The organism is Microbacterium sp. X-17, from assembly GCF_039615055.1.
In genome coordinates this window covers 662,860-689,096 of the sequence record NZ_JBDHNI010000004.1, presented here as the reverse complement: position 1 = coordinate 689,096, position 26,237 = coordinate 662,860, and the positions used below count along the sequence as shown (strand labels likewise).

Below are 26,237 nucleotides of genomic sequence, written 5' to 3'. Positions count from 1 at the left end.
ACAATGTCGTGGTGTTCATTGCTGGAAAACAAGAAAGGAATCTGAAATGAAGTCATGGAAGAGGCGCAATGTCGCGTTGATCTCCGTCGGTGCGGCCCTCGTGGTCGCGTTGACGGCCTGCGGCGGCCCTTCGGGTCCGACGGCGTCGCCCCAGGCGACGAAGGGCTCGACCGACACCGAGCTTCGCCTCGGCGTGCCCTCGGCGCCCGCGAGTATAAGCCCGGCAAGCGGAACGACCGGCAGCAGTCCCGTCGTCTCTCTCGCGTACGCGACGTTGCTCACGCAGAACAAGGACGGATCGATCGGACCCGGGCTCGCGACCTCGTTCGGCTACGTCGGAACCGGCAACACGACCTTCCAGCTCACCCTTCGCGACGACGCGAAGTTCTCCGACGGATCGCCGGTGACGGCGGACGCGGTGAAGACCTGGATGGAATACGCCAAGACGGCGCCCGGCAACGCGGCGGTGTCGTATCTCCCGCTCGCCTCGGTCGACGCGTCCGGCAACTCCGTAACGCTCCACCTGTCGGCGCCCGACCCGATCGTCCCGCAGGTGCTCGCGAGCTTCAGCAGCGTCTGGGGCACCGTGACGTCGCCCGCGGCACTGAGCAACCCGAAGGGCCTCGAGAGCGCGACGGCCGGAGCCGGCCCCTACATGCTCAGCGGCCCCGACACCGTCGCCGGTGACCACTACACGATGGTGCCGAATCCGTACTACTACGACAAGACGGCGATCAACTTCAACAAGGTCACGATCAAGGTCATCACGAGCCCCTCGACGATGCTGCAGGCGCTCCAGGCCGGTCAGCTGGATGTCGCCGAGAGTCTCAGCGGCACGACGGCGCAGGCGGCGACGTCGGCGGGTATCGACGTCGAGAGCTCGCCCGTCTTCAACGTGCTCGTCACTCTGCTCGACAAGACCGGTGCGCTGGCACCGCCGATGGGTGACGTACGCGTGCGGCAGGCGCTGAACTACGCGGTCGACCGGGCGGCGATCAGCAAGGCCGTGGCCGGAACCTTCGGGACGCCCACCGCGGTGTTCGCGACGACCGACGGCATGACCTCGGACGACCAGAACGCCTACGGCTACGACCCCACGAAGGCGAAGTCGCTTCTGTCGGACGCCGGCTATGCCAACGGGTTCACGATGAAGGCGCTGTGCTCCAACCAGGTCGCGCTGGTATGTCAGGCGGTCGCGGGCGAGCTCCAGGCCGTCGGCATCCAGCTCGACATGACCCAGCCGGCCACGACGGCGGAGACCGCGCAGCAGCTGAACAGCGCCACCTTCCCGGTGTACATCAGCCAGAACTCGGTGCCGACCACGTGGCAGGCGTCCTCCGCCCTGTTCCTGAAGGGCGCGCGGCTCAATCAGCAGGGCTGGAACGATCCCACGATCCAGGACCTCTACAACAAGGGCTCCGTGGCACCGGTGGACTCGGGCGCGCAGTACTGGCAGCAGCTGATGCACGAGACCGTCACGCAGGCGGCGGAGGTCCCCCTGTTCATCGCTCCGCTGTTCTACTTCGTGTCGGACTCCATCGGCGGCGTGAGCGTCGGGCAGTCGACGGACTGGTACCGCCCGGTGGTGCTGGACTGGTATCGGAAGTGACGACTTCGTCCCTCCCGCGGGGCGGCGTGAACGAGATCGTTCGCGCCGCCCCGCGGCGCCGTCCGCGGCGTCTTCTCGCGAACCAGCCGGTCCTCCGGGCCGTCCTGAACCGGCTGCTCGTGGCGATTCCGCTGCTGTTCGTGGTGACGCTGCTGAGCTTCCTGCTCGTCTCGCTCACCCCGGGCGACGCGGCACGCGCGATCCTGGGGGATCAGGCGTCCGCCGACGCCTACGACTCGCTGCGGCACGAGCTGCGCCTCGATCAGCCCCTGTTCACGCAGTACACGGACTGGCTCGGCAAGGCGATCACGGGGGACCTCGGCACATCCATCTTCACCGGGGAGGACGTCACGCACATGGTGACGGAGCGACTCCCGGTCACCCTCTCGCTGCTGGTCGGCGCCCTGCTCGTGACCGCCATCCTCGGCACGCTGCTCGGGATCATCAGCGCCGTGCGCGGCGGCGTCCTCGGCCGGATCCTGGACTCCTTCTCTCTCGTCGGCCAGGCCGTTCCCGCCTTTTGGGCCGGCGCCATCCTGATCGCGGTCTTCGCCGTCGCCCTCCGCTGGCTTCCTCCCACCGGCTACGTGCCCCTCGAGAAATCGCCCGGCGAATGGCTCCGGGCGCTGATCCTGCCGGTCGTCGCCCTCAGCATCGGGGGCCTCGCGTCGGTGGCGCGGCAGACGCGGGATGCGATGCTCGAGGCCTTCTCGAGCGAATACGTCCGCGCCGCGCGCGCCAGCGGCGTCAGCACGCGATCGATCATCTTCCGCCACGCCCTGAAGAACGCCGGCACCCGGGCGGTCACGGTCTTCGGTCTGATGGCGGTCGGCCTGGTGGGCGGGACGGTCCTCGTCGAGGCCGTGTTCGCGCTCCCCGGCCTCGGATCCCTGACGGTCAACGCGGTCGTGCAGCACGACATCCCGGTCATCCAGGGGATCGTCATCTACTTCACGATCATGGTGGTCCTCATCAACCTGCTCGTCGACGTGAGCTACGTGTGGATCAATCCGAAGGCTCGAACCTCATGACCGCCGCGACACCCTCGGAACGCGGGGAGACGGTGCACCGCCCCTCGCGGATGCTGTGGCACCGGCTCCTGCGAAGCCCGGTCGCGGTCGCGTGCCTGGCTTTCCTCGCTCTCCTGGTGGTCATCGCGATCGTCGCGCCGATCCTCTTCCCCGACGTCGCGCGGCAGTTCACCGGGGACCTGTCCCGCGTCGGCGAAGGACCGAGCGCCGAACATCTCCTCGGCACGGACTCGCTGGGCCGCGACGTTCTCGAGCGCCTTCTCGTGGGGACGCAGCTCGTGTTGATCGGCGTGGCCATCGCGGTGATCGTGGCCCTCGTGGTCGGCGTGCTGCTCGGGCTCATCGCCGGCTACTTCGGTCGGTGGTACGACTCGCTCATCACCCGGCTGTGCGACCTCATCTTCTCGATGCCCGCCATCATCATCATCCTCGTCGTGCTCTCGGTAATCCCGCAGAGCCTCGGCGCCGCGATGGTGACGCTCGGCGTGCTCGTCTCACCCAGCGTGGCCCGACTCGTGCGCTCGTCGACGCTGTCGATGCGCACCGAGCTCTATGTCGAGGCGGCCGTCGTGGCCGGTCTCTCCAGCGGCCAGATCCTCCGGCGTCACATCCTGCCGCGGATCTTCGGACTCCTCGTCATCCAGGCATCCCTGATCGCGGCCCTCGCGCTCCTCACGCAGTCCGGGCTCGCCTTCCTCAACCTCGTCGTCCCGGCACCCCAGCCGAGCTGGGGCGGCATCGTCGCCGACGGCATCCAGAACATCAGCCTCTATCCCTGGCTGATCTGGCCGGGCGGCGTGGCCATCGCACTCACCGTGCTCGCTCTCGGTCTCCTCGCCGATTCGCTGCGGGACGCGCGGGCGCAGGCGTGGTCCCAGCCGACGACCGTCCTGAACAGCCGCCGGCCGCGCTCGACCGTCTCGCCGACCGCGACGCCCGCGGACAGCGATGTCGTCCTGTCGGTCGAGGGGGTCAGTGCCGAGTTCGACACGCCGCAGGGGGCGAAGCCCGTGCTGCAGAACGTCACATTCGACGTGCGACCGGGGGAGACCGTCGGCATCGTGGGCGAGTCGGGCTGCGGGAAGACCGCGATGGCGATGGCGATCCTGGGATTGCTCCCGTCCAACGGTTCCGTCGTCGGCGGGCACGTCTGGTTCGACGGCACCGATCTCACCGCGCTCTCGGACGCGGAGATGCACCGGATCCGCGGGCGTCGGATCGCGCTCGTGTCGCAGGAGCCCATGTCGAGCTTGAACCCGGCGTTCCGCGTCGGATGGCAGCTGGAAGAGGTCATCCGGCAGCATCGCCGCGTGAGCCGGCGCGCGGCGAAGTCGGAGGCCATCGCGCTGCTGCGGCGCGTCCACCTTCCCGACCCCGAGCAGGTGGCGCGGAAGTACCCGCATCAGCTGTCGGGCGGCATGGCCCAGCGGGTGTGCATCGCGCGCGCCCTCGCCGGTCGCCCCCAGCTTCTGATCGCGGACGAGCCGACCACCGCGCTGGACGTCACCGTGCAGGCGGAGATCCTCGATCTGCTCCGAGAGCTGCAGCGCAGCGAGGGCATGGCGATCATTCTCGTCACCCACGACCTGGGTGTGGTCGCGGACATCTGTCAGCGGGTCGTGGTGATGTACGCCGGCGAGGTGGTCGAGCGCGCGACGGCCGCGGAGCTCTTCCATTCCCCGCAGCATCCCTATACGGACGCGCTGAAGAGCGCGAACCCGCAGACCCTCGCGCACGCGTCGCCGGGCGGCGACGGCTCGCTTCCGGCGATCCCGGGGACGGTGCCGTCGCTGGGCAGCTGGCCGGCGGGCTGTCACTTCGCGCCGCGGTGCCCGTACGCGACCTCGGCCTGCACGGCGGCCTCCGTGCCCCTGCGCACGATCGGCCGGCCCGACCACGCGACGCGATGCCTCTACGACATCGCCGACCTCCACGACGCCGCGGTCACGCCGTCGATGATCTCCGCGGACAGGTGATGCAGATGCCCATCGACAGCAACGACGCGGTGCCGGCTCTCGAGGTCCGCGACCTCACGGTCGAGTTCAAGACCCCCGCGGGGATGTTCCGCGCCGTCGACGACGTGAACCTGACCGTCGAGCCCGGCAAGACGCTCGGAATCGTCGGGGAATCGGGCTCGGGCAAGACCACGATCGGTCGCGCGATCCTGGGACTGACGCCGGTCCAGCAGGGCACGATCCTGCTGGCGGGACAGGACATCACCCACCTGAAGGGCCGGCAGCGCAGGCCCCTGAGCCGGCTCCTCCAGGTAGTGTTCCAGGATCCCTACAGCTCGCTGAACCCGGTCCGGACAGTCGGTCAGACGCTCTCCGAGACGTTGGGATCCGAGCGGCTCTCCCGGGCGGAGGTGGCCCAGCGCGTGCGCGACATCCTGACGCACGTCGGTCTGGATCGCGCGGCCGCGGACCGGTACCCTTCCCAGTTCTCCGGTGGGCAGCGGCAGCGGATCGCGATCGCCCGAGCCCTCATCGCCGGGCCGAGGTTCGTCGTGTGCGACGAGCCGGTGAGCGCGCTGGATCTGTCGGTTCAGGCTCAGGTTCTGAACCTCCTGCGGAGTCTCCAGACCGAGCTGGGGTTGAGCTACCTCTTCATCTCGCACGACCTGTCCGTCGTGCGGCACGTCTCCCACCGCCTGCTGGTGCTCTATCGCGGCCGGGTCGTCGAGTACGGGGACGCGGACGAGCTCTACGCGAATCCGCGACACCCGTACACCCGATCGCTCCTGCACGCCTCGCCCGTCCCCGATCCCGCGGCGCAGGCGCAGCGCCGAGACGCCCTTCAGGCGGCGCGCACCGCGGAGGAGGTGCGGGCCCGGATGAGCGACGGCTGTGCGTTCGCGCCGCGCTGCGCGTTCGCGACGTCGCTGTGCTGGGGCGTCACCCCCGAGCTGGAGCCTACGGACGGCGACGCGACCGTGGCCTGCCACCACTGGCGCGACATTCCCCCCGCGAGCCTCCCCGTGATCGCCTCCAGCGCCACCGCCCCCTGACCCCCGCGCAGCGGGCTATCGCGGGAGGACACGTTGCGCGGTTAGCGACGAAGTTCTGCGATGGCCGCCCAGTCGTCCAGGGAGCGGCCCTGTGAGATGGCGTCGTCGAAGACCTCGCGGAGGACTTCTCCGAACGGGAGGGTCACTCCCACGTTCGCGGCCGCGTCCAGAGCGAGGTGGACGTCTTTGCGTCCGAGGATCGTGGTGAATCCGGCGGGCTGGTAGTGGCGCTCGGCGATGAGGTGCCCGTAGGCGGAGTACACCGGTCCCGGGAACAGCGTGCTCGTCAGCAGCTCGACGACGCGGGCCGGGTCGATGCCCGTGCGTTCGGCGACGGCGATCGTCTCCCCGAGAGACTGGATTGCGCTGGCGACGAGGTAGTTGCCCATCACCTTGATCGCGTTGGCCTGGGCAGGCTCCTCGCCGATGACCCAGGTTCGGCTGCCAATGACATCGAAGAACGGTTGCACAGCCGTGATGAGCGTACGATCGCCGGCGGCAAGGACATTGAGAGCGCCCGCTTCCGCGACCGGGACTCTGCCGAACACGGGCGCGGCCACATAGCCGAGGCCGTATCCGGCGTGGATCTCGGCGGCCCGCTCGGCGAGCGTCGTGCTGACCGTCGCCATGTTGACGTGGACCGTCCCGGCCGCGGCCCGTCGCAGCACCCCCGAGTCCAGAAGGACGTCGGCGACGGCCTCGTCGTTCGAGAGCATCGAGATCACAACGGGTGACCGGAGGGCGTCCTCGAGTCCCGAAGCGACCCGGGCGCCGTGCATTGCGATCCGGTGCGCGGGTTCGGGGGAACGGTTCCAGACCGTGACCTGGTATCCCGCGTCGAGAAGATTGCGCGCGATGGGTGTCCCCATCGCCCCGAGGCCGATGACGGTGATGTCGCTCATGAGCTGACTCTTTCGTTTGCGGAACCGGTTAAACAGGTTCCGATCATAAGGTCGCAGGTAGACTGCTGTCGAACCGGCTCCACCAGCCCGTGAGTCCTGGGCGCTGCGACGAAAGCGAGAACACCTTGGAGACCTCTCACCCCCAAGGCCTGTTCCGGCTGGACAACGAGACGCTCGCTTTCCGCTACACCGCGACGGTCAGCCACCGGGACGGGCACGCTCTCGAACGCTTGGACGAGCCCATCAAGCTGCGACAGTGGCTCGTTGTGAACGACCTCGACCCAGGCGCGACCCCCACCCCGACCGAGCTCGCCCAGGCGCGCGAGCTGCGAGAGGCGATCTATCGTCTGGGCGCCGCGCTCGCCCACGACCAGCAGCCGGCCCTGCCCGACCTCGACCTGTTGAACAGTGCATCCGCCGCGGGTGCACCGATTCCCCTCCTCGACGCCAACGGCATGCACTGGAGCCTGGACAGCGCGAACCGTCTCGGTGCTGCGCTGGCCGTCATCGCCCGCGATGCCATCCACGTCCTGGGCACGTCCACCCGCGGACGGATCAAGACCTGCGAAGGGTCGGAGTGCGCGGGCCTCTTCCTCGACACGAGCCGCGCCGCCGCCCGACGATGGTGCTCCATGAACACCTGCGGCAACAAGAACAAGAAGAACCGCATGCGAGCCAACAACTGAGCCCGCACACTCACATGGGGAGAGCCAGTTTGTCGTCGCCGTGGTGCAAATACTTCTCAACGACAACCACGTCGGTGATTTCCGGGTCAGGGACGGGAGGGCAGCACGACCACCGCGTGGCCGGGGGTGGTGCTGGTGCCGTTCTGGTCGACGATGTCCACGTCGATCCGCACGAGGTGGTCGTCGCCCTCGACGGACTTCGCGACGACGACCCCGGTCGCGGTCAGCACGTCGTCCTTCTGGTTGATCGACCGGAACTGGATGCTGACCTCGCGGATGTCGCCGTCGCCGATCCACGCGCGCAGCAGGTTGTGCACGTAGGACGTACGCAGGTTGCCCATGCCGAACGCCCCCTGCTCGTTGCCAGCGGCATGACCGGCCGCGTCATCCATGTGGAACGGGATGAACTCGTCGTTGACGGCGGCGAAGCGGTTCCAGTTCATGAGCGTCGTGCGGCGCACGAAGGTCGGGAGCGCCTCACCGACCTCGACGTCCTCGAAGTACCGCTGATCGGCCATCTCACTCCCCTTCGGGCCGGTAGCTGAGGCGGGTCTGCGTCATCACCTTGACGAGCTCGCCGGACGGCAACGACCAGCGCGTCTCGTAGGCGGAGAAGAGCGTCAGCCCCAGCCGGGTCTCCCGCTCGCTCCAGCTCGTGAGCGCCGTCGTGCTCGAGACGACGTCGCCGGGCCGCAGGCGGGTGACATAGCGGATCGCCAGGCCCCCGTTCAGCCCGCGCGTGCCGCGGCCGGCGGTGACGCGCGGCTGCGCGGGCTCCGGCTCGCCGTGCAGCTCGGCCAGGGCGGTCTCCTGCCCGTACGCGCCCTCGAGCGGCCAGGCGAACGGGTTGAACTCGTGCGGCGCGACAATGCCGCCCCACACCGTGCCCCGGGCGTAGTCCTCGTCCCAGAAGATCGGCGGCGGGACCTCCGGCCAGTACACGGCCTGAGCCCACCGGCGGATCGCCGTCGCCGAGACCGGCCAGGACCGCACCGGCTCGCTCCAGACATCCCGCGCCGCGATCATGTCGGCGGTCACGAGCGTCGGGGGCTCGTCGTCGGTCATCGCAGTCCCGGCGGAAGGGCGGCGGGGATGGCGTCCAGCAGCTCGCGCGTGTACGGCTCCCGGGGATGCTCGTAGATCGCGTCGATGTCGCCCTGCTCGACGATCGTGCCGCTGTGCATGACGGCGACGCGGTCGGCGATCACCTGCACGAGCGCCAGGTCGTGCGAGATGAACAGGTACGCCATGTCGTACTCCTGCTGCAGCTCGTGCATGAGGTTCAGGACCTGGGCGCGCACGGAGACGTCGAGGGCTGCGGTCGGCTCGTCGCAGACGAGCAGCGCCGGCCGCAGCGTCAGCGCGCGAGCGATCGCGGCGCGCTGGAGCTGGCCGCCGGACAGCTCGCCGGGGTACGCGCGCGCGTGCTCCGGCCCGAGCCCCACGCGTTCCAGCAGCTCGTAGACCGCGTTCCACTGCGCCGCGCGCGCGAGCGGCGAGTGCAGCCGCAGCGGCTCGAGCACCGAGTCCCCGACGGGGACGCGCGGATCGAACGAGCTGTAGGGATCCTGGAAGATCATCTGCATGCGGTTGCGATGCTCCCGCAGCCGGCGACCGCGGAGGGTCATCAGGTCGACGCCGTCGAACCGGATCGCCCCGCTGTCCGGGGTGATCAGCCGCATCACCATCCGGGCGGCGGTGGACTTGCCGGTACCGGATTCCCCGACGAGCGCGAGCGTCTCCCCGCGGTCGAGTCGGAAGCTGACGTCCGTGACCGCGTGGTTCCAGGTCTTCGCACCGCCGTACCAAGTCCGTTCGGCGACGAACCGCTTCGAGATCCCCTCGACGTCGAGCAGGGTCATGTCGTCACCACCCCGGGAAGCGAGAGCTCGTCCGCCCGGACGCACCGGGCGGGATGGGATCCGAGCTCCAGGAGGGGCAACGGATCGACGTCGCAGCGTCCGACCACAGCGTATGCGCATCGGGGCATGAACCGGCATCCCGGCGGCGCGCTGCCCGAGGGCGGTGCGGTGCCCTCGATCGCCTGGAGGCGCTTGCCCTGGCCGATCCGCGGCACCGCCGAGAGGAGCCCCTGCGTGTACGGATGCAGGGGGCGTTCGAACAGCGCGTCGATCTGCGCGGTCTCCACCACCTGGCCGGCGTACATCACCGCGACCTGGTCGCACATCTCGGCGATCACGCCCAGGTCGTGGCTGACGAACAGCATCGCCACCCCGGTCTCGGCCTGGAGCTCGCGCAGCAGGTCGAGGATCTTGCGCTGCACCGTGACGTCGAGGGCCGTGGTCGGCTCGTCCGCGATCAGCAGCTCGGGCGAGCAGGCGAGCGCGATCGCGATCATGACGCGCTGCGCCATCCCGCCGCTGAACGTGTGCGGATAGTCGTCGACGCGGCGTGCGGCGGTGGGGATGCCGACCCGATCCAGCAGGTCGACGGCGCGCTTCTCGGCGGCCTTGCGAGACAGCCCGTCGTGGCGCCGCACCGTCTCGGCGATCTGCTCGCCGACCGTGTAGGCGGGGTCGAGGCTGCGGCGGGGATTCTGGAAGATCGTGCCGAGGCGCTTGCCCCGCACCCGGCTGAGCTCGCGCTCCGGCATCGTCGTGAGCTCTTGGCCGCGGAGGCGGACGCTCCCGGAGACACGACCGCCGAGGGCCTGGACGAGCCCGATGATCGCGTACGACGTCATCGTCTTGCCCGAGCCGCTCTCGCCGACGAGGCCGAACGTCTCTCCGCGTCCGATCTCGAAGCGCACGTCGTCGACGACCGGGTACCAGCCGCCGGCGCGCGGGAACTCGACCCGCAGGCCGTCGACGCTCAGCACTGCCTCGGACCCGGCGCTCATTGGCCCGCCTCCGTGATCGCCTGACGGCCGGTCCCGAGCGCCGTCGCGATCCCGTCGCCCAGCAGCGAGAAGGCGAGCACCGTGAGCGCGATCATGAGGCCCGGGGGATAGACGAGCCAGGGGCTCGTGTGCAGGTTCGACATCGCCGCGGTCAGCATCGACCCCCAGCTGGCGGTCGGCGGCTGCACGCCCACGCCGAGGAAGCTCAGGCTCGCCTCGGCCGTGACCGCCGTGCCCGCCGTGACGGCCGCCGTCACCATGAGCGGGGCGAGGGCGTTCGGGACGACGTGCGCCAGGATGATCCGCCGCTGGGTGGAGCCGATCGTGACGGAGGCCTCGATGAACGTCTCCTGCCGGATGCTGTCGGCGGCGGCACGCGCCATGCGGAAGAAGTACGGGATGAAGATGATCCCGAGAGCCAGGACCGCGGTCCCGAGCCCGGGGGAGAGCACCGCGATCATCGCCAGGGCGAGCAACAGCGCCGGGACCGCCATGAGGCCGTCGCTCAGCCGCCCGAGGATCGTGTCGATCCGGCCGCCGAGATAGCCGGCCGCGAGACCCAGCGGACACCCGATGATCGCCGCGATCCCCACCGTCCCGAACGCGGCGACGAGCGAGATGCGGGTCCCGTAGATGAGACGGCTGAGCGCGTCGCGACCGAGCTCGTCGGTGCCCAGCAGGTGCTGAAGGCTCGGCGGCTGGAGCCGGTGGAAGAGGTCCTGCGCGTCCGGATTGTACGGCGCGAGCCACGGGGCGAGGAGCGCGACCAGCACCAGCAGCACGAGGAAGCTGGCGCCGATCATCGCACCCGGGTTGTGCAGGATGCGGCGAGCAGTGCGCCACCGCTGCGCAGGCGGGCGCGCCGGGGCCGCGGCGGCGGCCGGATCGATCGCGGGAGCGGGGGGTCTCATGTGCGCACCTTCGGGTTGAAGTAGGCGTAGGAGATGTCGACGCAGACGTTGATCAGCGTGATCATAAGCGTGCTCAGCACCACGATGCCGAGCATGACCGGGACGTCGCGGTCGATCGTGCTCGTGAGGGCGAGCTGGCCGAGGCCGGGCAGGTTGAACACCTGCTCGACGACGACCGTGCCGCCCACGAGTTGCGCGAGCCGCAGGCCGAGCATCGTCACGACCGGCACCGCCGCGTTCTTGAGCCCGTGCTTGAGGACGAGCGAGTGCGGCGGCAGCCCCTTCGCGCGGCTGGCCATGATGAAGTCCTGCCGCAGGGTGTCGCTCAGGCTGACCTTCAGCTGCAGGGCCGTCGTCCCGATCCCGTAGGCGGCCAGGGCGATGCTCGGCAGGATGATGTGGCGCAGCCATTCGAGCGGGCTCTGGGCGAGGTCGACGTACCCCAGCGCGGGCAGGAGCGGCAGGTACAGCGCGAAGGCCAGCACCAGCAGCATCCCGAGCCAGAACGGGGGGACGGCGATCGCGGACGCGCTGACCGTCGCCACCGCCCGATCCCAGAACCGGCCCGGCTTGAGGGAGGCGACGACGCCGAGGATGCCGCCGATCGTGATCGTCAGGATCATGGCGACCACGATCAGCGACACCGTCACCCCCAGCCGGGAGAAGATCAGCGGTCCGACCGCGGCCCCGTTGGAGAACGACTTTCCGAAGTCTCCGTGCAGGGCCGCGAACAGCCACTGCGCGTAGCGCACCGGCAGCGGCTGGTCGAGGTGGAGCTGTTCGCGGATCTGCGCGAGCAGCTCAGGCGTCGGGTTGGGCCCGGCCAGCGACGCGGCCGGGTCCCCGACGGCCTCGAAGAGGAGGAAGACCACGAACGACACGAGCAGCAGCGTGGGAATGGCATAGATGAGCCTTCTCAGTGCCAGTCGATACATCCGGTCTCACCCCTCCGCACCTCCACCGCCGTCATCCGTTCCGATGACGGAGCACTCACTGCCCCGTCTGCCGGTAGAGGTAGCGCGTGTCGACGGCCCCGTTCGAGGTCGTGAACAGGGCGCTCAGCCCGCCGACGTACTGCGGCGCCGTCCAGAACGCGCTGGGGTTGCAGATCGGGATGACCAGCGCCTCCTGGTTGAGGATCGTGAAGACCTTCGCGTAGACGGCGGCCCGCTGGTCCTGCGAGAGCGTGGGGTCGCCGGCCTGCTGCATGAGCGGCTGCAGCTGGGTCAGGTATTCCGGTGCGATCTGGCCCTTCGCATTCGAGAAGTACGTGCTGAAGAGCGTGCTGGGGTCGTAGTCGAGAGCCGCGAGGTTCCCGGCGATCGTGCTGACCTGGCCCTGCGCCCAGTTGGAGATGAGCGTCGGGATCGACAGCGTCTGGATGTCGACCTGGAAGCCGACCGCCTGCAGCTGCGCCTGGAGCCCCTGCACGGCGAGCTGGTCGGCGGCGATCGCGGACAGCGTGATGTGCGGGCTGGTCTGGCCGGCATCCTGCAGGAGCTTCTTGGCTCCCGCCGGGTCGTAGGCGTTCTGGTCGACGAGGTTGTCGTCGTGCGCCCAGTGGCCCGCGATGTACGGCTGGTCGGCGGGCGTGCAGGTGCCGCCGTAGAGCTGGTTGATCGCGTCGCGGTCGATCGCCATCCCGGCCGCCTGACGGAGGACCTTGTCGTTCATCGTGGGGATGTTGGAGTTGAACTGCAGGACGACCTGCGACGTCAGGGTCGACATCATCCCCTGGAACTTGCTGGTGTTCGAGGCCACGACGCTCTGCGCCTTCGGAACGTTCGTGCCGATCGAGTACGCCACGTCCAGGTCGCCCGACTGCACGCCGTTGATCGCGGCGTCCGCGTCGGCGATGTACGTGATCGTCAGGTCGTGGAGCAGCCCCGCGCCCGGCTCCCAGAACTTCCCGGGCGCCTGCGCCTGCGTGTAGGAGACGGAGACGTTCGGCTGGTATGCCGAGAGCTGGTACGGGCCCGTGCCGCAGTTCGTGACGGCGGTGGCCAGGGCCGCGTTGCTGAGGCACGCCGGCGAGACCATCATCCCGGCGACGCCGGAGAGCACGGACGGCAGGCCCGCCGCGCCCGGCGCGAGCTGGAACTTGACGGTGTGCGCGTCGACGGCCGCCACGGACTGGACGGTCGCCAGGCTCGCCTTGATCAGGCTGCCGTCGAGCGTCTTCGAACGGGTGATGTTCTGCACGACGGCGTCGGCGGTGAACGGGGTGCCGTCGTGGAAGGTGATGTCGTCGCGCAGCTTCATGGTCAGCGTCGATCCATCCGAGGAGAACGACCAGTCGGTCGCCAGCATCGGCTGGAGCTGGAGGTTGTTGTCGATCTGGATGAGGCGGTCGTAGACGGGGGTTAGATACTCGAGGCTCGCGATGCCGGTCGACAGCGCCGGGTCGAGCGTGCGCGGCGGTGCGACGAATCCGATGTGCAGGGATCCGTTGGGGTCGTAGCCGGACGGCCACGCCGTGGGGAGCGGCCCCGGGCTGACGAGCCCGTTGTCGCTCGTGGGCGCCGGCGCCGGCGCCGAGCATGCGCTCACGATCAGGGCCAGGGCGAGGACGGATACCGTCGTTAGAGACCTTTTCAACATCAGACTTGCTCCTCCAATGCTCGGGCCTGTCGTCGATGACAGTGCCCCGGGCCGTCGTCGATGACGCGCCCTGCTCGACGTTCCCACGGGATCCGTCGTGTGGAGGAGCCGGTCCGCTGGATGAACCGCGGTTTGCGACTGCGCCGCCTTAGTGTACGGGCGGGCGCGAGAGTCGCTTGGTGAGGAGCATCTGGGTGCCGGCGCGATGCTGATCGCTCAGTGCGATGAGTCGCTCGATGTCGCCGTCACGGGCCGCCTCGATCATCTGACCATGCTCGGCGAACACGCGCTCCGCGGCGTTCGCCTCGAGGATGTACATCGAGCGATAGAACCCGGTCCGGTACCAGAGGCGGGCGACGTCCGCGCGCACGAGGCGCAGGGGAGACGTCTCGAACGGCACGAAGTGGAACGCCTCGTTGACCTGGAGGTAGCGGTGGAGCTCCTCGTTGCGGTCGATGAGCTTGAGCTGCTCGTTGAGCGACTCCATCGTCTCGGCGACCGCCGGCGTGAGGGTGGCCGTGCGCAACAGCTCGGTCTCGAGCAGGCGCCGCATGAGGTAGAGCTGCCCGAGGTCGCCGCCGGAGAACCGCGCGACCTGGTACCCCGAGTTGAGCCGGTGGGTGAGAACACCCTCGGCCTGCAGGGTGGAGAGCGCCTCCCGAAGGGGGATGCGGCTCACGTCGAGCCGGTCGGCGAGGTCGGACTGGTGCACCTTCTCGCCCGGCAGGAGCTCCCCGCTGAGGATCATCCGCCGAATCTCGCTGAGACACCGCTCCACGCTCGACAACGCCGGCTTTCTCTCTACCGATGGAGGCGCACTCATCGATCGTCCTCCCCCGTCTTCCTTGCCCGGATCACTCGCCTGCTCTCCGCCAGAAATTGGGCCGGAAGCCCGTTTAGCATACATTTGTGCATGACCATGCGGCTGCACGGAGTCTTCTTCATGAAGATTTTCGGATCGTTCCATCAGATGAGGATCTCTCGGTGACCGACACATACCAGGACCGTTGGGGTGAGGGCGCGGTCGTGGCTGCGGCGAGCGACGGGGTGCTCACCATCACGTTGAACCGGCCGGAGCGCCGCAACGCCATGGACCCCGCGGGCTGGGACCGGTTCTTCGACATCCTGCGCGCTGCCGAGGTGGATCCCGGCGTCCGCGTGCTCGTGCTGACCGGCGCAGGCGACGCGTTCTGCGCCGGCGCGGACATCTCGTCCGCCCCGGTCGGGCATCCGGTGACCCGCGTCACGCGGATCAGCCGCACCGCGGCCTACCTGTTCGGCTACCCCAAGCCCGTGATCTCGAAGGTCAACGGCGTCGCCGTGGGGGCCGGCTGGAACCTCGCGCTGTGCACGGACTTCGTCGTGGCCTCGTCTGCGGCCCGCTTCGCGGAGATCTTCGTCGTCCGCGGGCTCTCCGTCGACTTCGGCGGATCGTGGCTGCTGCCGCACTACGCCGGCCTGCTGCAGGCGAAGCGGCTCGCGATGCTCGGCGAGTTCGTCTCCGCGGAAGAGGCGCTGGGGCTCGGCCTCGTCACGTGGGTGAAGGAGCCCGACGAGCTGGACGGCTTCGTCGCCGACCTGGCCGCGCGCCTCGCGAAGGGCGCCCCGATCGCGCAGACCCTCAACAAGGCCCTCGTCGCGGAGGGCGCGCTCGCCTCGTTCGACGCCGCGCTCGCGGCGGAGGTCCGCGCCCAGGCGGTCAACTACGGCACCGAGGACGCGGCGCTGGCGCGGGCCGCGTTCGCCGCGAAGACCACGCCGCAGTACACGGGCGAGTGGGTGCTCTGAGCCGGGGCGAGCGGACACTCCGCCTCCTTCCGCCGCGACGCTCCCGCTCAGCCACGCTGCTGACGAGATCGCGGATTTGTCGAGCAAGCTAACGAATGCGATCCCCGTGCAGGGCACCCGGTTCGCTGGACGGACCTCGGGCATCCGAGAGAGAGGCGGAACGATGCGGACAGCGAGAACTCCGGAGGAGGTCGAGGAGATCTACATCGCCTCGATGAACGCCGGCGACCTCGAGGGGGCGCTCGCGGTCTTCGACGTCGACACGGTCTTCGTCGGCCCGACGGAGGCTGAGACGATCCACGGCGTCGACGGCATCCGGGTGCGGCTCGCCGCGGCTCTCGCGCTCGACCCGCAGCACCGGGTGCTCGCCCAGCGCGTCGTGCACTTCGACGACTACGCCGTGCTCTTCGCCGACTGGGAGCTCGACCGCCTCGACACCGAGGGGGGAGCGGTCCACCTCCGCGGCTCCGACACGAGTATCGTCCGACAGCGGGAGGACGGCGCCTGGACGGTGCTGCGCCGCACCGTCACCCGAAAGGAGACGCGCGACCCGATCGGATGATCGAGCCGCGCGTCGAGCGGGCTACGCCCGCGATCCTCGCGGATCTACTTGGTGAAGAACCACTGCTTGATGACGTCGCACTCGCCGGCGTCGTTGAACTCGATGACGTAGAGGCCGTCCACGTGGTAGTTGGTCCCGGCCAGCCCGAAGGTGTTGACCCAGTGCACGACCGCGGTGCGGCCGTCCGTGCTGACGAGGTCCCAGTCGACGGTGATGTTCTCGAAGTCGTCCATGCCCGACCAGTAGGAGCGGTACTCCTCGGCCGTCGTGCCGATGTCCCAGGGGCGGTGGTGGTACTCGCGGGTCGACGCGAACAGCGGCATCGCCGCGTCCGCATCCCCGTTGCGCCACGCCTCCGCGAGCTTGTCCATCATCGTGGTCGCCAGTTCGGCGGTCGTTGCTTCCGTCATGTCGGTGCTCCTTCGCTCTCGTTCGGGTCGGTCATTCTCCGGTGAAGGCAGGGGTCTCGCGGGCGATGCTCGCGCGAATGCCTTCCCGACTGTCCTCGGTGTCCCACAGGCGGCGCTGCTCGGCGAGCTCGCGGTCGATGACGCGCTCCACCCGCTCGGCCAGCGCCCCGCGCAGGGTCTGCTTCATCGACTGCACCGCGAGAGGTGCGGCCGCCGCGATCTCGCGCGCGTACTCGAGCGCGACCTCGGTCTCGCGCCCCGGCTCGGCGATGCGGTCGACCAGGCCGATCTCTGCGGCGCGCACGCCGTCGACGCGCCGGCTCGTGTAGAGCAGGTCCATCGCGGCCTGGGTGCCGACGATCGCCGGGAGGGACTCGCTGATCCCGAAGCCCTGGTGGAATCCGAGCATCGAGAAGTTCGCGAGGAACCGGGTGGCCGACGAGGCGACGCGGAAGTCGGCGGAGCAGGCGAGCCCGAGTCCGCCGCCGACCGCGGAGCCCTGCACCGCGGCGACGATGGGCAGGCGGGCGCGGAAGAGCCGCACCGCCTCCCGGTAGACCGCCTGGGCGGATGCCCCGCGGTCGGCCATGCCGGCGGAGGAGAAGTCCGCCCCCGCGCAGAAGTGCTTCCCCTCGGAGCGGAGGACGACGACGCGGGCGCCCTCGTCCGCGACCCGCTCGTACGCGTCGGCGAGATCCGAGATCAGTGCCGCGTCGAAGAAGTTTGCCGGCGGGCGGTTGATCGCGATGATCGCGACGTCGCCGTCGCGATCGACGAGGAGGTCGGCGCTCATGCGGGCTCGCCCGTGACACCCGGCGCGTTGATGAGCGCCGAGACGCCGGTCAGCTCCGCGGCGCGGCCGACGATCGGAGCGAGCTCGACGGTGGTGCCCGTCTCGCCCAGCCAGGAGTTCAGCCGGCGCGTCAGCAGCTGGAGGCGGTACTCCTGCGTCATGCCGATCGCGCCGTGCGCCTGGTGCGCCGCGCGCACCGCCACGCGGGCGTTCTCGTTGAGCAGCAGCTTCACGAGCGACACCTCGAGGCTTCCGGGCGACCGGGTGAGGGCGCCGACCGCACGGTCGACCGCCAGCAGCGACATCGTGGCCATCTGCTCGAGACGCACGACGTGCTCCTGGACCGACTGGAACTTCCCGATGGGGCGGCCGAACTGCTCGCGCTCGGTCACGTACGCCCGCGTGAGGTTCGCGATCTCCTCGATGGCGCCGGCCATGAGGGCGCTGCGAGAGAGGATGAAGAGCGATCGCAACGCATCCGGATGGTCGTCCCAGGCCGCGACCTCGACGGCGGATGCCACCTCGACGACGTCCTTCGGCTGGCGCGCGAGGTCGTAGCCGGCCTCGATGCGGGTGCCCTCGAGCGGCACGATCACGAGCCGGGTCTCGCGACCGTCCAGGGCCAGCAGCGCGACCGCGTGACTGGCCGCGCGCGCCCACGGCACGCCGTGGAAGCGGCCCGTCAGGACGCCGTTCGCGAACGTCCAGGTGTCGCGCGGGTCGCCCGGGAACACCGTCAGGGGGCGCTCGGCGTCGGGCAGCTCCAGGCCTGCGGCGGTGATCGCCCAGGTCGCCAGCTGCGTCTCGGCGACGGGCGCCGGCACCGCCGCGGCTCCGGCCGCGCGAAGGATGCCGACGAGGGCGGGCAGGTCGCCGCCCGCGCCGCCGCGCTCCTCCGGGATCCCGATCAGGGGCATCCCCATCTCCTGGATCTCGCTCCAGAGCTCCTCGTCGAGGACGACGTCCTCGGCTTCGGTGACGCGCCGCGGCGTGATGGTCCCCGCGAAGAACTCCCGAGCCAGCCGCTCGTACTGCTCCTCATCGTTGGTTGCGCTCATGCGATACCCAGTCCCTTGGAGACGATGTTGCGGAGGATCTCGATCGTGCCTCCGCGGATGGACCACGACGGCGAGACGAGGATCGCGCGTGCCAGCAGCTGCTCGTAGGGATCGTCGCTGCTCGGATCCGGGGTCCGGCCGAAGTGGCGGCTGACGACCTCGACGCAGTCCTGCTCGAACCGCGTCGCCATCTCCTTGGCCAGCGCCGCCTCGATGGACGGCGTCCGACCCTCGTCGACGGCGCGTGCGATGGAGAGCGAGATGCCGCGCAGGCCCCACATGCGGGCGACGATCAGCCCGAGGTCCTCGCGCGCCGCCTCCGAGAGCGGGCCGAACCCGCCCCGCGACCAGTGATCGAGCACCGGGACCATCGACATCCAGCGGTCCACGCCGCCCCGCTCGAGCGCGAGCTCCGCGATGTTCTGGCCCCATCCAGCGCCGATCTCGCCGAGACGCATCTCGTCGGGGATGAAGACCTCGTCGAAGGTCAGCTCGCAGAAGTCCTCGGTGCCGTCGATGAAGGGGATCGCCGCGATCGTGAGCCCTGGCAGGTCGCGCTCCACGATGAACTGCGTGAGTCCGCCGTGCCGCTCGTCTGCGGTGCGGAACAGCGCGAGGAAGTGCGTGGCGTGCAGGGCACCGGTCGTCCAGATCTTCGTGCCGGTGACCGACCAGCCGCCCTCGACGGGCCGGGCCCGCGTGCGGAGGCCCGCGAGGTCGGATCCTGCACTCGGCTCCGACATCCCGATGCCGAACGAGAGCTCGCCGCTGACGATGCCGGGCAGCAGCGCGCGCTTCTGCGCCTCCGTGCCGCTCGCCGCGATGCTGTGCCCGGACTGTCGGTCTCCGATCCAGTGGTATCCGACGGGCGCACCGACGGCGAGGAGCTCTTCGGCCACGATCAGGCGCTCGACCGCGCTGCGTCCGCCGCCGCCGTACTCACGCGGAAGCGCCATCCCGAGCCAGCCGCGCGCGCCGAGGGCTTTGGAGAACTCCGGATCGACCGCGCCCGGCACCCCGAGCCCGATCGGATAGCTGCCCGCGGGGAGCCGCTCGGCGAGGAACTCCCGGACCTCCTGCTGGAGCTCGAGCTCCGCCTCGGTCAGCTCCGTGGCTTCAAGTCGCACTTCCCGCTCCTTCCCGCTCGGCCTTGAGGTACACCTCGGCGAGCACCTCCTGTGTGTGCTCGCCGATGAGCGGCGCCGGCAGGCGCAGGTCGCCCGGCGTCTTGCTGAAGTTCGCCATCTGCGGGATGACGCGGTACTCGCCGGCGACCGGGTGCTGGGTGAGCGGCAGCTCGTCGACCAGGTCCTGGAGGCTCGCGACCCGGGTGGCGGGAATGCCCGCCGCGCGGCAGTACGTCAGCCATTCCTCGGTCGTCTTGGTCGGCCCGAGCTGGCGGACGTCGCGGTAGAGCGACTCCGAATTCGCGAGCGCTGCGCGCTGGTCGACGTACCGCGGGTCCGTCCGGGCGCCGGGGATGCCGGCGTCGGCGAACAGGTCCGCGTAGTGCTGCGGCAGATAGGGGAAGAGGTGGACGAGGCCGTCCTTGCTGCGGTGCGGGCGGCGCTCGGGGGAGAGGATGCGGGGATAGCCGGCGGCCGGGGCGCCCGGGGCGGGCGTGGGCGGCTCGGGGATCGCGCCGCTGCCGTGCTCGGCGAGCATGAAGGCGGTCATGGCCTGGGACATCGGGACCTCGATGTGCTGGCCCTCACTCGTGCGCACGCGGTGGAAGAGCGCGGCGGTGATCGCCTGCGCCATGACGATCCCGCAGACCTTGTCGGCGAAGATCGTCGGCATCAGGGAGGGGATGTCGAAGACGCGCTCCATGATGTCGGAGACGCCCGTCGCCGCCTGGATGATGTCGTCGTACGCCGGCTCGTCGGCCAGTTCGCTGCCCATCGGGAAGCCCTGGGCCTGGCAGTACACCAGGTCCGGCTTGATCGCCCGCAGAGTGTCGTAGTCCAGGCCGAGCCGTGTGATCGTGTGCGGCCGCATGGTCGTCACCACGACGTCGACGTCGCGGACCATCTCGCGCACGGCGGCGAGGCCTTCGGCGCTCTTGAGGTCGACCTCGACGGAGCGCTTGTTGCGCAGGAGGTTGAGCGCGATGCCGGACAGCTCCGGGTGCGGTCCCGGGCCCATGACCCGGTTGGTGTCGCCGCCCGCCGCCTCGATGATGACGACGTCAGCGCCCTGATCCGCGAGGATCTGCGTACACAGCGGACCCATCACGACCCGCGTCAGGTCAAGGACGCGCACGCCCGTGAGCGGACCCTGTTTCCGGTTGCCGTCTTCGCTGACGCTCATAGCTCGAGTCCTTCTTTATTTCCCCACACCGACACGAATGTATAATAAAGTGCATGCAGACGTCCAGATCGGGACGACTCGAGGACTCGCCGTGGAGGTTCGAGTGGGCGAAGAGCATGACCTCCGGGCGAGCGCCGCGATCGTCGGTGTTGCCGAGTCCGATCTGGGGGCGGTAGGCCCGGGAATCAGCTCCCTCGACCTCATCGGCCAGGCCACGGTGCGCGCCCTCGACGATGCCGGTCTCCGTAAGAGTGACATCGACGGGCTGTTCTGTCACTCCGCTTTCTTCTCGTCCCCCGTCACGACGGCCGCCGAGTACCTCGGGATCCGGCCGAAATACAGCGACGGCACCGCGATCGGCGGCTCCTCTTTCGTCACGCATCTCTGGCACGCCGCGGCGGCCATCCAGGCGGGGCTGTGCGAGGTGGCGCTCATCGTCTACAGCAGCACGCAGCGCTCGCACGGCGGCGGGCTGCTGACCTCCGGCGCGGCGCTGACGCGCTCGTGGGAGGCGCCCTATGGGCCGCGCCTCCCGGCGACCGCCTACGCTCTCGCGGCCGCGCGGCACATGCACGAGTTCGGCACGACGCGCGAGCAGCTCGCCGAGGTCGCGGTCGCGGCACGCAAGTGGGCGCAGCTGAACCCGAAGGCGTTCGAGCGCGGCGACCTGACGATCGACGACGTGCTGAGCTCGCGGATGGTCTCGAGCCCGCTGACGGTGCGCGACTGCTGCCTCGTCACGGACGGCGGCGGCGCGGTGATCGTCACGTCGGCCGAGCGCGCGCGCAGCCTCGGGAAGCCCCCGGTCTACCTCCTCGGATCCGGCGACGCGACCTGGCACATGAACATCTCGCAGATGCCCGATCTCACGACGACCGCCGCGGCCGAGTCCGGCAAGCGCGCGTTCGAGATCGCCGGCTACGGTCCCGCGGACGTCGACGTCGTGCAGGTGTACGACGCGTTCACGATCAACACGATCCTCTTCCTCGAGGATCTGGGCTTCTGCGCGAAGGGCGAGGGCGGCCGCTTCGTCGAGAACGGGAGCATCGCCCCGGGCGGACGGCTCGCGGTCAACACCAACGGCGGTGGCCTCTCTTATTGTCATCCGGGTATGTACGGACTGCTGATGATCATCGAAGCGGTCCGCCAGATCCGGGGCGAAGCCGGCGCCCGACAGGTCGACCGGCACGATCTCGCCGTGGTGCACGGCAACGGCGGAACGCTGTCCAGCGAGGTGACCGCCGTCCTCGGCGGCGCCGCGACCCTGTGACCGCGGACCGCACCCGAACCGAGTAAGTGGAGGAATTCATGAGCGCAGGAAAGCTCGACGGACGCGTCGCCGTGGTGACCGGGGCGGCACAGGGGATCGGCGAGGCCATCGCGCGCCGCTACGCCGCCGAGGGCGCGAAGGTCGCCGTCGTCGACGTCAACGTCGACGCTGCGGACGCAGTCGCGCGGAGCATCGTGGAGGGCGGCGGCGTCGCCGTGGCCGTGCAGTGCGACGTCGCGAGCCGCGAGAGCGTGAACGCCGCCGCCGAGAAGACCGTCGCCGAGCTCGGTGGCATCGACATCCTCGTCAGCAACGCGGGCGTGACCCGTCCGGCGATGCTGTGGAAGATGACCGACGACCAGTGGAACCAGGTCATGGACACGCACGTCGGCGGCAGCTTCTACTGGCTGCAGGCGGTCGCGCCGGGGATGCGCGAGCGCGAGTACGGGCGCATCATCTTCACGACCTCCGCCGCCGGCATCATCGGCACGATCGGTCAGATCAACTACTCGGTCGCCAAGGCGGGCCTGCTCGGGATGACGCGCTCCGCAGCGCGCGAGCTCGCGCCGGCCGGCATCACCGTGAACGCCGTGGCGCCCGCGGCCGCGACGCCGATGACGGAGACGATCCGCACCGACGAGCGCTTCAAGGACAACTACCTCGACTCGATCCCGCTGCACCGCTGGGCCGAGCCCGACGAGGTCGCCGCCACCTACCTCTTCCTCGCGCAGGAGGACGCCGGCTATCTGACCGGCCAGGTCCTCTCCGTCGATGGCGGTCGGGTGATGGTTCGGTGAACGGTTCATTCACCGAACCCGCACCGTGCGCCCCGCAGGGCGCTGAGACAATGACGAAGCGAGCAGGGCGCAATCGATGAAGGACGGTTCCATGACTGCATACCGGAGCGAGATCGAGCTCATCGCGAGCGACGACACGCTCGAGGCCGCGAGCGAGTTCGACCGCCTGCTGGAGAGCGTGTCGCCTCCGCTGCCCAGCGACGAGGAGTCCTACCCAGGGGCGTGGGACGCGATCCTGGAGGCGGGCTGGCTCGACATCGGCGAGCCCTCCGAGGATGCGTTCACGATCGTCGACCTCGTCGAGTTCGCCGAGCGGTGGGGGTTCCACCTCGTGCCCGCGCCGTTCCTCACCTCCGTGCTCGCGCGGCGTCATCCGGCGGCCCCGAGCAGCCCGGTCGAGCGCTTCCCGGGCGCGCTGACGTATTCGATCAGCAAGCCGCCCGCCCTGCAGCTCGTCCCCTTCGGCGACGGCGCGACCGCCGATGGCGCCGATGACTTCGCGCCCTCGCTCCCGCTCGCGGTCGGACCCGTCGCGACCGAGGAGGTCTCGAGCACGCTGCGGCAGGAGACCGCGATCCTCCGCGCGGCCGAGAGCCTCGGCGCCGCGCGCAAGTGCCTCGGCCTCGCCGTCGCGTACGCCATGACGCGGGAGGCCTACGGGCGCCCGATCGGCAAGTTCCAGTCCCTGCGCCACCGGCTCGCGGACATGCACCTCAAGATCGAGGCCGCGCGCGGGCTGATCACGCTGGCGGTCACCTCGCCGGAGGACGCGCTCGCCACGGCCCGGCTCGTGACGCAGTCGGCGCGCGAGGTGGTCGAGGGGACCATCCAGGTCCACGGTGCGAACGGCTTCACGTGGGAGTTCCCGATGCACCGCTACCTGCGCCACATCATCGTCGTCCAGAAGCAGCTCCGCTTCGCCGAGTAGGGGAGACATCGTGCCAGACGCCAGTTCTGCAGGTCAGGTGGAGGACATCTTCCACGACGCCGTCAACGCGGGAGACCTCGAGGCCGCCGTCTCGATCTACACGTCCGAGACCGTGTTCGTCCAGGGCGACACGCTCATCCGGGGTGTCGACGAGCTGCGCAACCGGATCTCGTCGTTCGTTCTCGCGAAGCCGGAGATGCGCGAGGTGTCGCGCCGTCTGACGGAGTTCGACGACTACGTGTACTCCGAGGTGGATTGGGAGGTCGCGCGCACGGACGAGAACGGCGCCGTCGTGCGCACCGCCGGCACCGACGCGCACATCCTGCGCCGTCAGCCCGACGGGACCTGGAAGATCCTCCGCGGCACCGTGCTCGGCCGAAGGGTGCTCGATGCCTGAATCCGCGCTTCCGCTCGCGGACGTCCGGGTCGTCGAGATCGCCGTCGGCGTCAGCGATGTCGGGCTCGGCGCCGCCGGGGGGATCCCCGGCAAGATCTTCGCCGACCTCGGTGCATCGGTCACCCGCGTGGTGGGCGAGCGCACGCCGGAGATCGACGAGCACGTCGAGTGGGGGCGTGTCTGGCACGCCCGCAAGTCCGTCGTCGCGACGGGCGATGCGGACGAGATCCGCGCGCTGCTCGCGGACGCCGACGTGGCCTTCGTGTACGGCGACGAGGCGGATGTCGAGGAGCGCGCGCTCGGATGGGCGGACGTGTCCGCCGCGCACCCCGAGCTCGTCTACGTCCGCTGCCGCCCGAGTCGCACCGCGCGGGGCGCCGTTGCCGACTACGGCCTGCTCGTCGAGGCGAACGCCGGGTTCTGCTCGCAGCTCGCCGGGCACCGTCCCGGTCCGATCCTCGTCGACGTGCGCGCGTCCACCTCGGGCGCTGCGTACGTGCTGACGTCCTCGGCACTGGTCCTCCTGCGTCAGAAGGTGCTCACCGGCACCGGCGGCTGGGCCGACGGCTCCCTCTACGACGGCATGCTCTCCACGCTCGGCTGCATGATCGGCCGGCCGGAGCGCGCCAACGAGAACGTCGAGGCCTACTTCAAGGTCGGCAACGACTACCCGAACTTCATGTTCGACTGCGGCGACGGCGAGCTCATCCAGGTCTGGTTCGGCGGCAAGGGGATGTACGACCGCCTGATCGAGGTCATGGGCGACGAGCCCAGCACGGCGGGCTACTACGTCGACCAGTCGATGGGCCGGCTGCCGGAGCGCGCCGCCCGCTGGCAGTCGCGCTTCCTCGAGCTCCCGCGCGACGAGTGGCTCGAGCGGCTCCGGGCGGCCGGCATCGGCTGCGAGCCGGTACTGGGGCCGGGCGAGGTCCTTGCCCACCCGCAGGCGCGCGAGACGGGCCTGGCCGTCGAGGAGGACCGGGACGGATCCGTCGACGTCCTGCTCGGCACGCCGATCGAGGTCACCCCGGGCCCGCAGACGGACGCCCCGGTCGCCGCGGGCAACCTCCTCGCGGGGCTCAAGGTCGTCGACTTCTCGGCCTTCATCGCGGGTCCGCTCGCCGCGGAGGTGCTCGCCGACCTCGGTGCGGACGTGCTGAAGGTCGAGCCGCCCGGGGGCGACGCCATGCGCTCGGTCGCCCACGCCGTGGCCGCGAGCCACCGCGGAAAGCGGAGCCTCGCCCTCGACCTCGGACGGCCGGAGGCGCGTCCGGTCGTGGAGCGTCTGCTCGCCTGGGCGGACGTCGTCATCCACAACTTCCGGGTCGGCGTCGCCGAGCGTCTGGGCATCGGTGCGGACGCGGCCCTGCAGATCAATCCGGGCATCGTCTACTGCCACTCGACCGCTCTCGGCGACCGAGGCGCGCGCGTGACCGACCCGAGCAACGATGCGCTCGTCCAGGCGCTCGCGGGCGTCGAGCGCGCCAACGGCGGGGCGGGGAACCGGCCGATCGCCGCGAACTGGACGCCCGTGGACGTCGCCGGCGGCTGGCTGGCCGCGTGCGGCACGCTCGCCGGCCTGTACGCGCGTGCCGTCGAGGGTCGGGGGCAGAAGGTCGTCACGTCGCTGCTCGGCGCGGGCATGCTCGTCCACAGCGACGTGTTCCTCCGCGACGGCGGGATCGTCCGCGGTCCCGAGCTCGACGGCGACCAGACCGGCTACGGTCCGGGCTACCGGATGTACCGCGGTGCGGGCGACGGCTGGCTCGCGCTGGTCACGCCCGACGCGGACGCGTGGTCCCGCCTGCGGGCGCTCGTCCCCGAGCTGCCGGAGCGCTTCACGCCGCTCCGCGGAGCCGGGAACGACGCGGAGGCCGTCGAGGCCGAGCGCGTTCTGGAGCGCGCGATCGCGCAGGACACCGTGGAGACGTGGATGCCGCGGCTCGCGGAGGCCGGCATCCTCGCGGAGGTCGTTGTCCAGGCCGATCGCGATCAGTTCCGGCGCGGCATCCTGGATGACCCGGTGAACCGTCAGCTGGCGCGGGCCGTCGCGTACGAGACGGAGCCGTGGGGCCGGCTCGAGCAGATCGGGCCCCTGCTGCGCACCGGGCCGCTGCCCGGTCCCGGCCCGACGCTGCGGATCCCCGGGGTCGGCGAGCACACGACGCAGGCACTCGCCGAGCTGGGCTTCGAGACCGCGCAGATCGATGCGCTGGTCGCCGAGGGAGTCGCCCGAGTCCCCTGAGCCCCGCGCGGCTCGCGAAAGACGAAGAGGTTCTCACCGCCGATGGCGTTGAGGGAAGAAGAAGGAGTACAG

At 70.0% G+C, this 26,237-nt stretch carries 27 protein-coding genes; 12 read left to right on the top strand and 15 right to left on the bottom strand.

Translation table 11 applies throughout. The features are described 5' to 3' along the window. Positions 1 to 15: 15 nt before the first annotated feature. Positions 16 to 282, bottom strand: coding sequence for a hypothetical protein (locus ABCS02_RS22830; protein ID WP_345837979.1), 267 nt, complete (start codon positions 280 to 282; stop codon positions 16 to 18). Here ABCS02_RS22830 and ABCS02_RS22825 point away from each other — a divergent pair. Genes ABCS02_RS22825 through ABCS02_RS22810 form a run of 4 tightly spaced genes read left to right on the top strand, consistent with a single transcriptional unit; the run spans position 275 to position 5,647 of the window. Next, a complete protein-coding gene (locus tag ABCS02_RS22825; protein WP_345837978.1) occupies positions 275 to 1,609 on the top strand; it encodes an ABC transporter substrate-binding protein in 1,335 nt (444 codons plus the stop codon). The two genes, ABCS02_RS22830 and ABCS02_RS22825, sit on opposite strands and share 8 nt — an antisense overlap. Next, entirely contained in the window at positions 1,606 to 2,640 is a 1,035-nt protein-coding gene (locus tag ABCS02_RS22820) for an ABC transporter permease (protein ID WP_345837977.1), read from the top strand. Before ABCS02_RS22825 ends, ABCS02_RS22820 begins: the two co-directional genes overlap by 4 nt. Next, positions 2,637 to 4,616, top strand: a complete 1,980-nt coding sequence (locus tag ABCS02_RS22815) for a dipeptide/oligopeptide/nickel ABC transporter permease/ATP-binding protein (protein ID WP_345837976.1) — start codon at positions 2,637 to 2,639, stop codon at positions 4,614 to 4,616. Before ABCS02_RS22820 ends, ABCS02_RS22815 begins: the two co-directional genes overlap by 4 nt. Positions 4,617 to 4,621: 5 nt before the next feature. Then, entirely contained in the window at positions 4,622 to 5,647 is a 1,026-nt protein-coding gene (locus ABCS02_RS22810) for an ABC transporter ATP-binding protein (protein ID WP_345837975.1), read from the top strand. Between the two features lie 41 nt (positions 5,648 to 5,688). On the opposite strand, the gene ABCS02_RS22805 is transcribed toward ABCS02_RS22810, so the two are convergent. Then, positions 5,689 to 6,549 (bottom strand): NAD(P)-dependent oxidoreductase, encoded by an 861-nt coding sequence (locus tag ABCS02_RS22805; RefSeq protein WP_345837974.1) that lies wholly within the window; start codon positions 6,547 to 6,549, stop codon positions 5,689 to 5,691. Between the two features lie 125 nt (positions 6,550 to 6,674). Here ABCS02_RS22805 and ABCS02_RS22800 point away from each other — a divergent pair, with 125 nt between their 5' ends. Continuing rightward, on the top strand, positions 6,675 to 7,235 hold the full coding sequence (locus ABCS02_RS22800) for an ABATE domain-containing protein (RefSeq protein ID WP_345837973.1): 561 nt from the start codon (positions 6,675 to 6,677) through the stop codon (positions 7,233 to 7,235). 86 nt (positions 7,236 to 7,321) lie between these two features. Here the strand turns inward: ABCS02_RS22800 and ABCS02_RS22795 are convergent, their stop codons facing one another. The 8 genes from ABCS02_RS22795 to ABCS02_RS22760 all read right to left on the bottom strand — a co-directional run bounded on the left by ABCS02_RS22795 (position 7,322) and on the right by ABCS02_RS22760 (position 14,430). Further along, on the bottom strand, positions 7,322 to 7,753 hold the full coding sequence (locus tag ABCS02_RS22795) for a hypothetical protein (RefSeq protein ID WP_345837972.1): 432 nt from the start codon (positions 7,751 to 7,753) through the stop codon (positions 7,322 to 7,324). Between the two features lies 1 nt (position 7,754). Beyond that, positions 7,755 to 8,300, bottom strand: a complete 546-nt coding sequence (locus ABCS02_RS22790; RefSeq protein ID WP_345837971.1) for a MaoC family dehydratase N-terminal domain-containing protein — start codon at positions 8,298 to 8,300, stop codon at positions 7,755 to 7,757. Then, positions 8,297 to 9,097: an ATP-binding cassette domain-containing protein gene (locus ABCS02_RS22785; RefSeq protein ID WP_345837970.1), complete on the bottom strand. Its 801-nt coding sequence runs from the start codon at positions 9,095 to 9,097 to the stop codon at positions 8,297 to 8,299. Before ABCS02_RS22785 ends, ABCS02_RS22790 begins: the two co-directional genes overlap by 4 nt. After that, on the bottom strand, positions 9,094 to 10,095 hold the full coding sequence (locus ABCS02_RS22780; protein ID WP_345837969.1) for an ABC transporter ATP-binding protein: 1,002 nt from the start codon (positions 10,093 to 10,095) through the stop codon (positions 9,094 to 9,096). The genes ABCS02_RS22785 and ABCS02_RS22780 overlap by 4 nt, the downstream gene beginning before the upstream one ends. Beyond that, positions 10,092 to 11,006 (bottom strand): ABC transporter permease, encoded by a 915-nt coding sequence (locus tag ABCS02_RS22775; protein ID WP_345837968.1) that lies wholly within the window; start codon positions 11,004 to 11,006, stop codon positions 10,092 to 10,094. The genes ABCS02_RS22780 and ABCS02_RS22775 overlap by 4 nt, the downstream gene beginning before the upstream one ends. Then, positions 11,003 to 11,941: an ABC transporter permease gene (locus tag ABCS02_RS22770; RefSeq protein WP_345837967.1), complete on the bottom strand. Its 939-nt coding sequence runs from the start codon at positions 11,939 to 11,941 to the stop codon at positions 11,003 to 11,005. The genes ABCS02_RS22775 and ABCS02_RS22770 overlap by 4 nt, the downstream gene beginning before the upstream one ends. 55 nt (positions 11,942 to 11,996) lie before the next feature. Beyond that, positions 11,997 to 13,607: an ABC transporter substrate-binding protein gene (locus ABCS02_RS22765; RefSeq protein ID WP_345837966.1), complete on the bottom strand. Its 1,611-nt coding sequence runs from the start codon at positions 13,605 to 13,607 to the stop codon at positions 11,997 to 11,999. A 148-nt stretch (positions 13,608 to 13,755) separates the two neighbouring features. Further along, on the bottom strand, positions 13,756 to 14,430 hold the full coding sequence (locus ABCS02_RS22760) for a GntR family transcriptional regulator (RefSeq protein ID WP_345837965.1): 675 nt from the start codon (positions 14,428 to 14,430) through the stop codon (positions 13,756 to 13,758). Between the two features lie 161 nt (positions 14,431 to 14,591). On the opposite strand from ABCS02_RS22760, the gene ABCS02_RS22755 reads away from it, so the two are divergent. Together ABCS02_RS22755 and ABCS02_RS22750 are read left to right on the top strand one after the other, a co-directional pair. Then, the gene (locus ABCS02_RS22755) at positions 14,592 to 15,395 is read left to right on the top strand and encodes an enoyl-CoA hydratase-related protein (RefSeq protein ID WP_345837964.1); all 804 of its coding nucleotides are present in this window, start codon (positions 14,592 to 14,594) and stop codon (positions 15,393 to 15,395) included. A gap of 163 nt (positions 15,396 to 15,558) precedes the next feature. After that, the gene (locus tag ABCS02_RS22750) at positions 15,559 to 15,957 is read left to right on the top strand and encodes a nuclear transport factor 2 family protein (RefSeq protein WP_345837963.1); all 399 of its coding nucleotides are present in this window, start codon (positions 15,559 to 15,561) and stop codon (positions 15,955 to 15,957) included. Positions 15,958 to 16,001: 44 nt separating this feature from the next. On the opposite strand, the gene ABCS02_RS22745 is transcribed toward ABCS02_RS22750, so the two are convergent. Genes ABCS02_RS22745 through ABCS02_RS22725 form a run of 5 tightly spaced genes read right to left on the bottom strand, consistent with a single transcriptional unit; the run spans position 16,002 to position 20,528 of the window. Then, complete coding sequence (locus ABCS02_RS22745; protein WP_345837962.1) at positions 16,002 to 16,367, bottom strand: nuclear transport factor 2 family protein; 366 nt, start codon at positions 16,365 to 16,367, stop codon at positions 16,002 to 16,004. A 31-nt stretch (positions 16,368 to 16,398) separates the two neighbouring features. Beyond that, positions 16,399 to 17,160: an enoyl-CoA hydratase/isomerase family protein gene (locus ABCS02_RS22740; protein ID WP_345837961.1), complete on the bottom strand. Its 762-nt coding sequence runs from the start codon at positions 17,158 to 17,160 to the stop codon at positions 16,399 to 16,401. Further along, positions 17,157 to 18,218, bottom strand: coding sequence for an acyl-CoA dehydrogenase family protein (locus ABCS02_RS22735; protein ID WP_345837960.1), 1,062 nt, complete (start codon positions 18,216 to 18,218; stop codon positions 17,157 to 17,159). The genes ABCS02_RS22740 and ABCS02_RS22735 overlap by 4 nt, the downstream gene beginning before the upstream one ends. Next, the gene (locus tag ABCS02_RS22730; RefSeq protein WP_345837959.1) at positions 18,215 to 19,345 is read right to left on the bottom strand and encodes an acyl-CoA dehydrogenase family protein; all 1,131 of its coding nucleotides are present in this window, start codon (positions 19,343 to 19,345) and stop codon (positions 18,215 to 18,217) included. Before ABCS02_RS22730 ends, ABCS02_RS22735 begins: the two co-directional genes overlap by 4 nt. Further along, positions 19,335 to 20,528: a CoA transferase gene (locus ABCS02_RS22725; protein ID WP_345837958.1), complete on the bottom strand. Its 1,194-nt coding sequence runs from the start codon at positions 20,526 to 20,528 to the stop codon at positions 19,335 to 19,337. Before ABCS02_RS22725 ends, ABCS02_RS22730 begins: the two co-directional genes overlap by 11 nt. Before the next feature lie 103 nt (positions 20,529 to 20,631). On the opposite strand from ABCS02_RS22725, the gene ABCS02_RS22720 reads away from it, so the two are divergent. From ABCS02_RS22720 to ABCS02_RS22700, 5 genes are all read left to right on the top strand, one after another. Then, positions 20,632 to 21,798, top strand: a complete 1,167-nt coding sequence (locus tag ABCS02_RS22720; RefSeq protein ID WP_345837957.1) for an acetyl-CoA acetyltransferase — start codon at positions 20,632 to 20,634, stop codon at positions 21,796 to 21,798. A gap of 38 nt (positions 21,799 to 21,836) precedes the next feature. Then, complete coding sequence (gene fabG, locus ABCS02_RS22715) at positions 21,837 to 22,595, top strand: 3-oxoacyl-ACP reductase FabG (RefSeq protein ID WP_345837956.1); 759 nt, start codon at positions 21,837 to 21,839, stop codon at positions 22,593 to 22,595. Between the two features lie 91 nt (positions 22,596 to 22,686). Continuing rightward, complete coding sequence (locus tag ABCS02_RS22710; RefSeq protein WP_345837955.1) at positions 22,687 to 23,523, top strand: acyl-CoA dehydrogenase family protein; 837 nt, start codon at positions 22,687 to 22,689, stop codon at positions 23,521 to 23,523. A gap of 10 nt (positions 23,524 to 23,533) precedes the next feature. Further along, a complete protein-coding gene (locus tag ABCS02_RS22705) occupies positions 23,534 to 23,920 on the top strand; it encodes a nuclear transport factor 2 family protein (protein WP_345837954.1) in 387 nt (128 codons plus the stop codon). Continuing rightward, complete coding sequence (locus ABCS02_RS22700) at positions 23,913 to 26,165, top strand: CoA transferase (RefSeq protein WP_345837953.1); 2,253 nt, start codon at positions 23,913 to 23,915, stop codon at positions 26,163 to 26,165. Before ABCS02_RS22705 ends, ABCS02_RS22700 begins: the two co-directional genes overlap by 8 nt. Positions 26,166 to 26,237: the final 72 nt, after the last annotated feature.

Excerpts from the sequence above, each read along its gene's own strand:
- ABCS02_RS22750 (WP_345837963.1), top strand. The coding sequence starts at position 15,559 with ATGCGGACAGCGAGAACTCCGGAGGAGGTCGAGGAGATCTACATCGCC.
- ABCS02_RS22735 (WP_345837960.1), bottom strand. The coding sequence starts at position 18,218 with ATGAGCGCAACCAACGATGAGGAGCAGTACGAGCGGCTGGCTCGGGAG.
- ABCS02_RS22745 (WP_345837962.1), bottom strand. The coding sequence starts at position 16,367 with ATGACGGAAGCAACGACCGCCGAACTGGCGACCACGATGATGGACAAG.
- ABCS02_RS22810 (WP_345837975.1), top strand. The coding sequence starts at position 4,622 with ATGCCCATCGACAGCAACGACGCGGTGCCGGCTCTCGAGGTCCGCGAC.
- ABCS02_RS22790 (WP_345837971.1), bottom strand. The coding sequence starts at position 8,300 with ATGACCGACGACGAGCCCCCGACGCTCGTGACCGCCGACATGATCGCG.
- ABCS02_RS22770 (WP_345837967.1), bottom strand. The coding sequence starts at position 11,941 with ATGTATCGACTGGCACTGAGAAGGCTCATCTATGCCATTCCCACGCTG.
- ABCS02_RS22780 (WP_345837969.1), bottom strand. The coding sequence starts at position 10,095 with ATGAGCGCCGGGTCCGAGGCAGTGCTGAGCGTCGACGGCCTGCGGGTC.
- fabG (WP_345837956.1), top strand. The coding sequence starts at position 21,837 with ATGAGCGCAGGAAAGCTCGACGGACGCGTCGCCGTGGTGACCGGGGCG.
- ABCS02_RS22765 (WP_345837966.1), bottom strand. The coding sequence starts at position 13,607 with ATGTTGAAAAGGTCTCTAACGACGGTATCCGTCCTCGCCCTGGCCCTG.
- ABCS02_RS22700 (WP_345837953.1), top strand. The coding sequence starts at position 23,913 with ATGCCTGAATCCGCGCTTCCGCTCGCGGACGTCCGGGTCGTCGAGATC.
- ABCS02_RS22775 (WP_345837968.1), bottom strand. The coding sequence starts at position 11,006 with ATGAGACCCCCCGCTCCCGCGATCGATCCGGCCGCCGCCGCGGCCCCG.
- ABCS02_RS22710 (WP_345837955.1), top strand. The coding sequence starts at position 22,687 with ATGACTGCATACCGGAGCGAGATCGAGCTCATCGCGAGCGACGACACG.
- ABCS02_RS22795 (WP_345837972.1), bottom strand. The coding sequence starts at position 7,753 with ATGGCCGATCAGCGGTACTTCGAGGACGTCGAGGTCGGTGAGGCGCTC.
- ABCS02_RS22785 (WP_345837970.1), bottom strand. The coding sequence starts at position 9,097 with ATGACCCTGCTCGACGTCGAGGGGATCTCGAAGCGGTTCGTCGCCGAA.
- ABCS02_RS22725 (WP_345837958.1), bottom strand. The coding sequence starts at position 20,528 with ATGAGCGTCAGCGAAGACGGCAACCGGAAACAGGGTCCGCTCACGGGC.
- ABCS02_RS22740 (WP_345837961.1), bottom strand. The coding sequence starts at position 17,160 with ATGAGCGCCGACCTCCTCGTCGATCGCGACGGCGACGTCGCGATCATC.
- ABCS02_RS22815 (WP_345837976.1), top strand. The coding sequence starts at position 2,637 with ATGACCGCCGCGACACCCTCGGAACGCGGGGAGACGGTGCACCGCCCC.
- ABCS02_RS22805 (WP_345837974.1), bottom strand. The coding sequence starts at position 6,549 with ATGAGCGACATCACCGTCATCGGCCTCGGGGCGATGGGGACACCCATC.
- ABCS02_RS22760 (WP_345837965.1), bottom strand. The coding sequence starts at position 14,430 with ATGAGTGCGCCTCCATCGGTAGAGAGAAAGCCGGCGTTGTCGAGCGTG.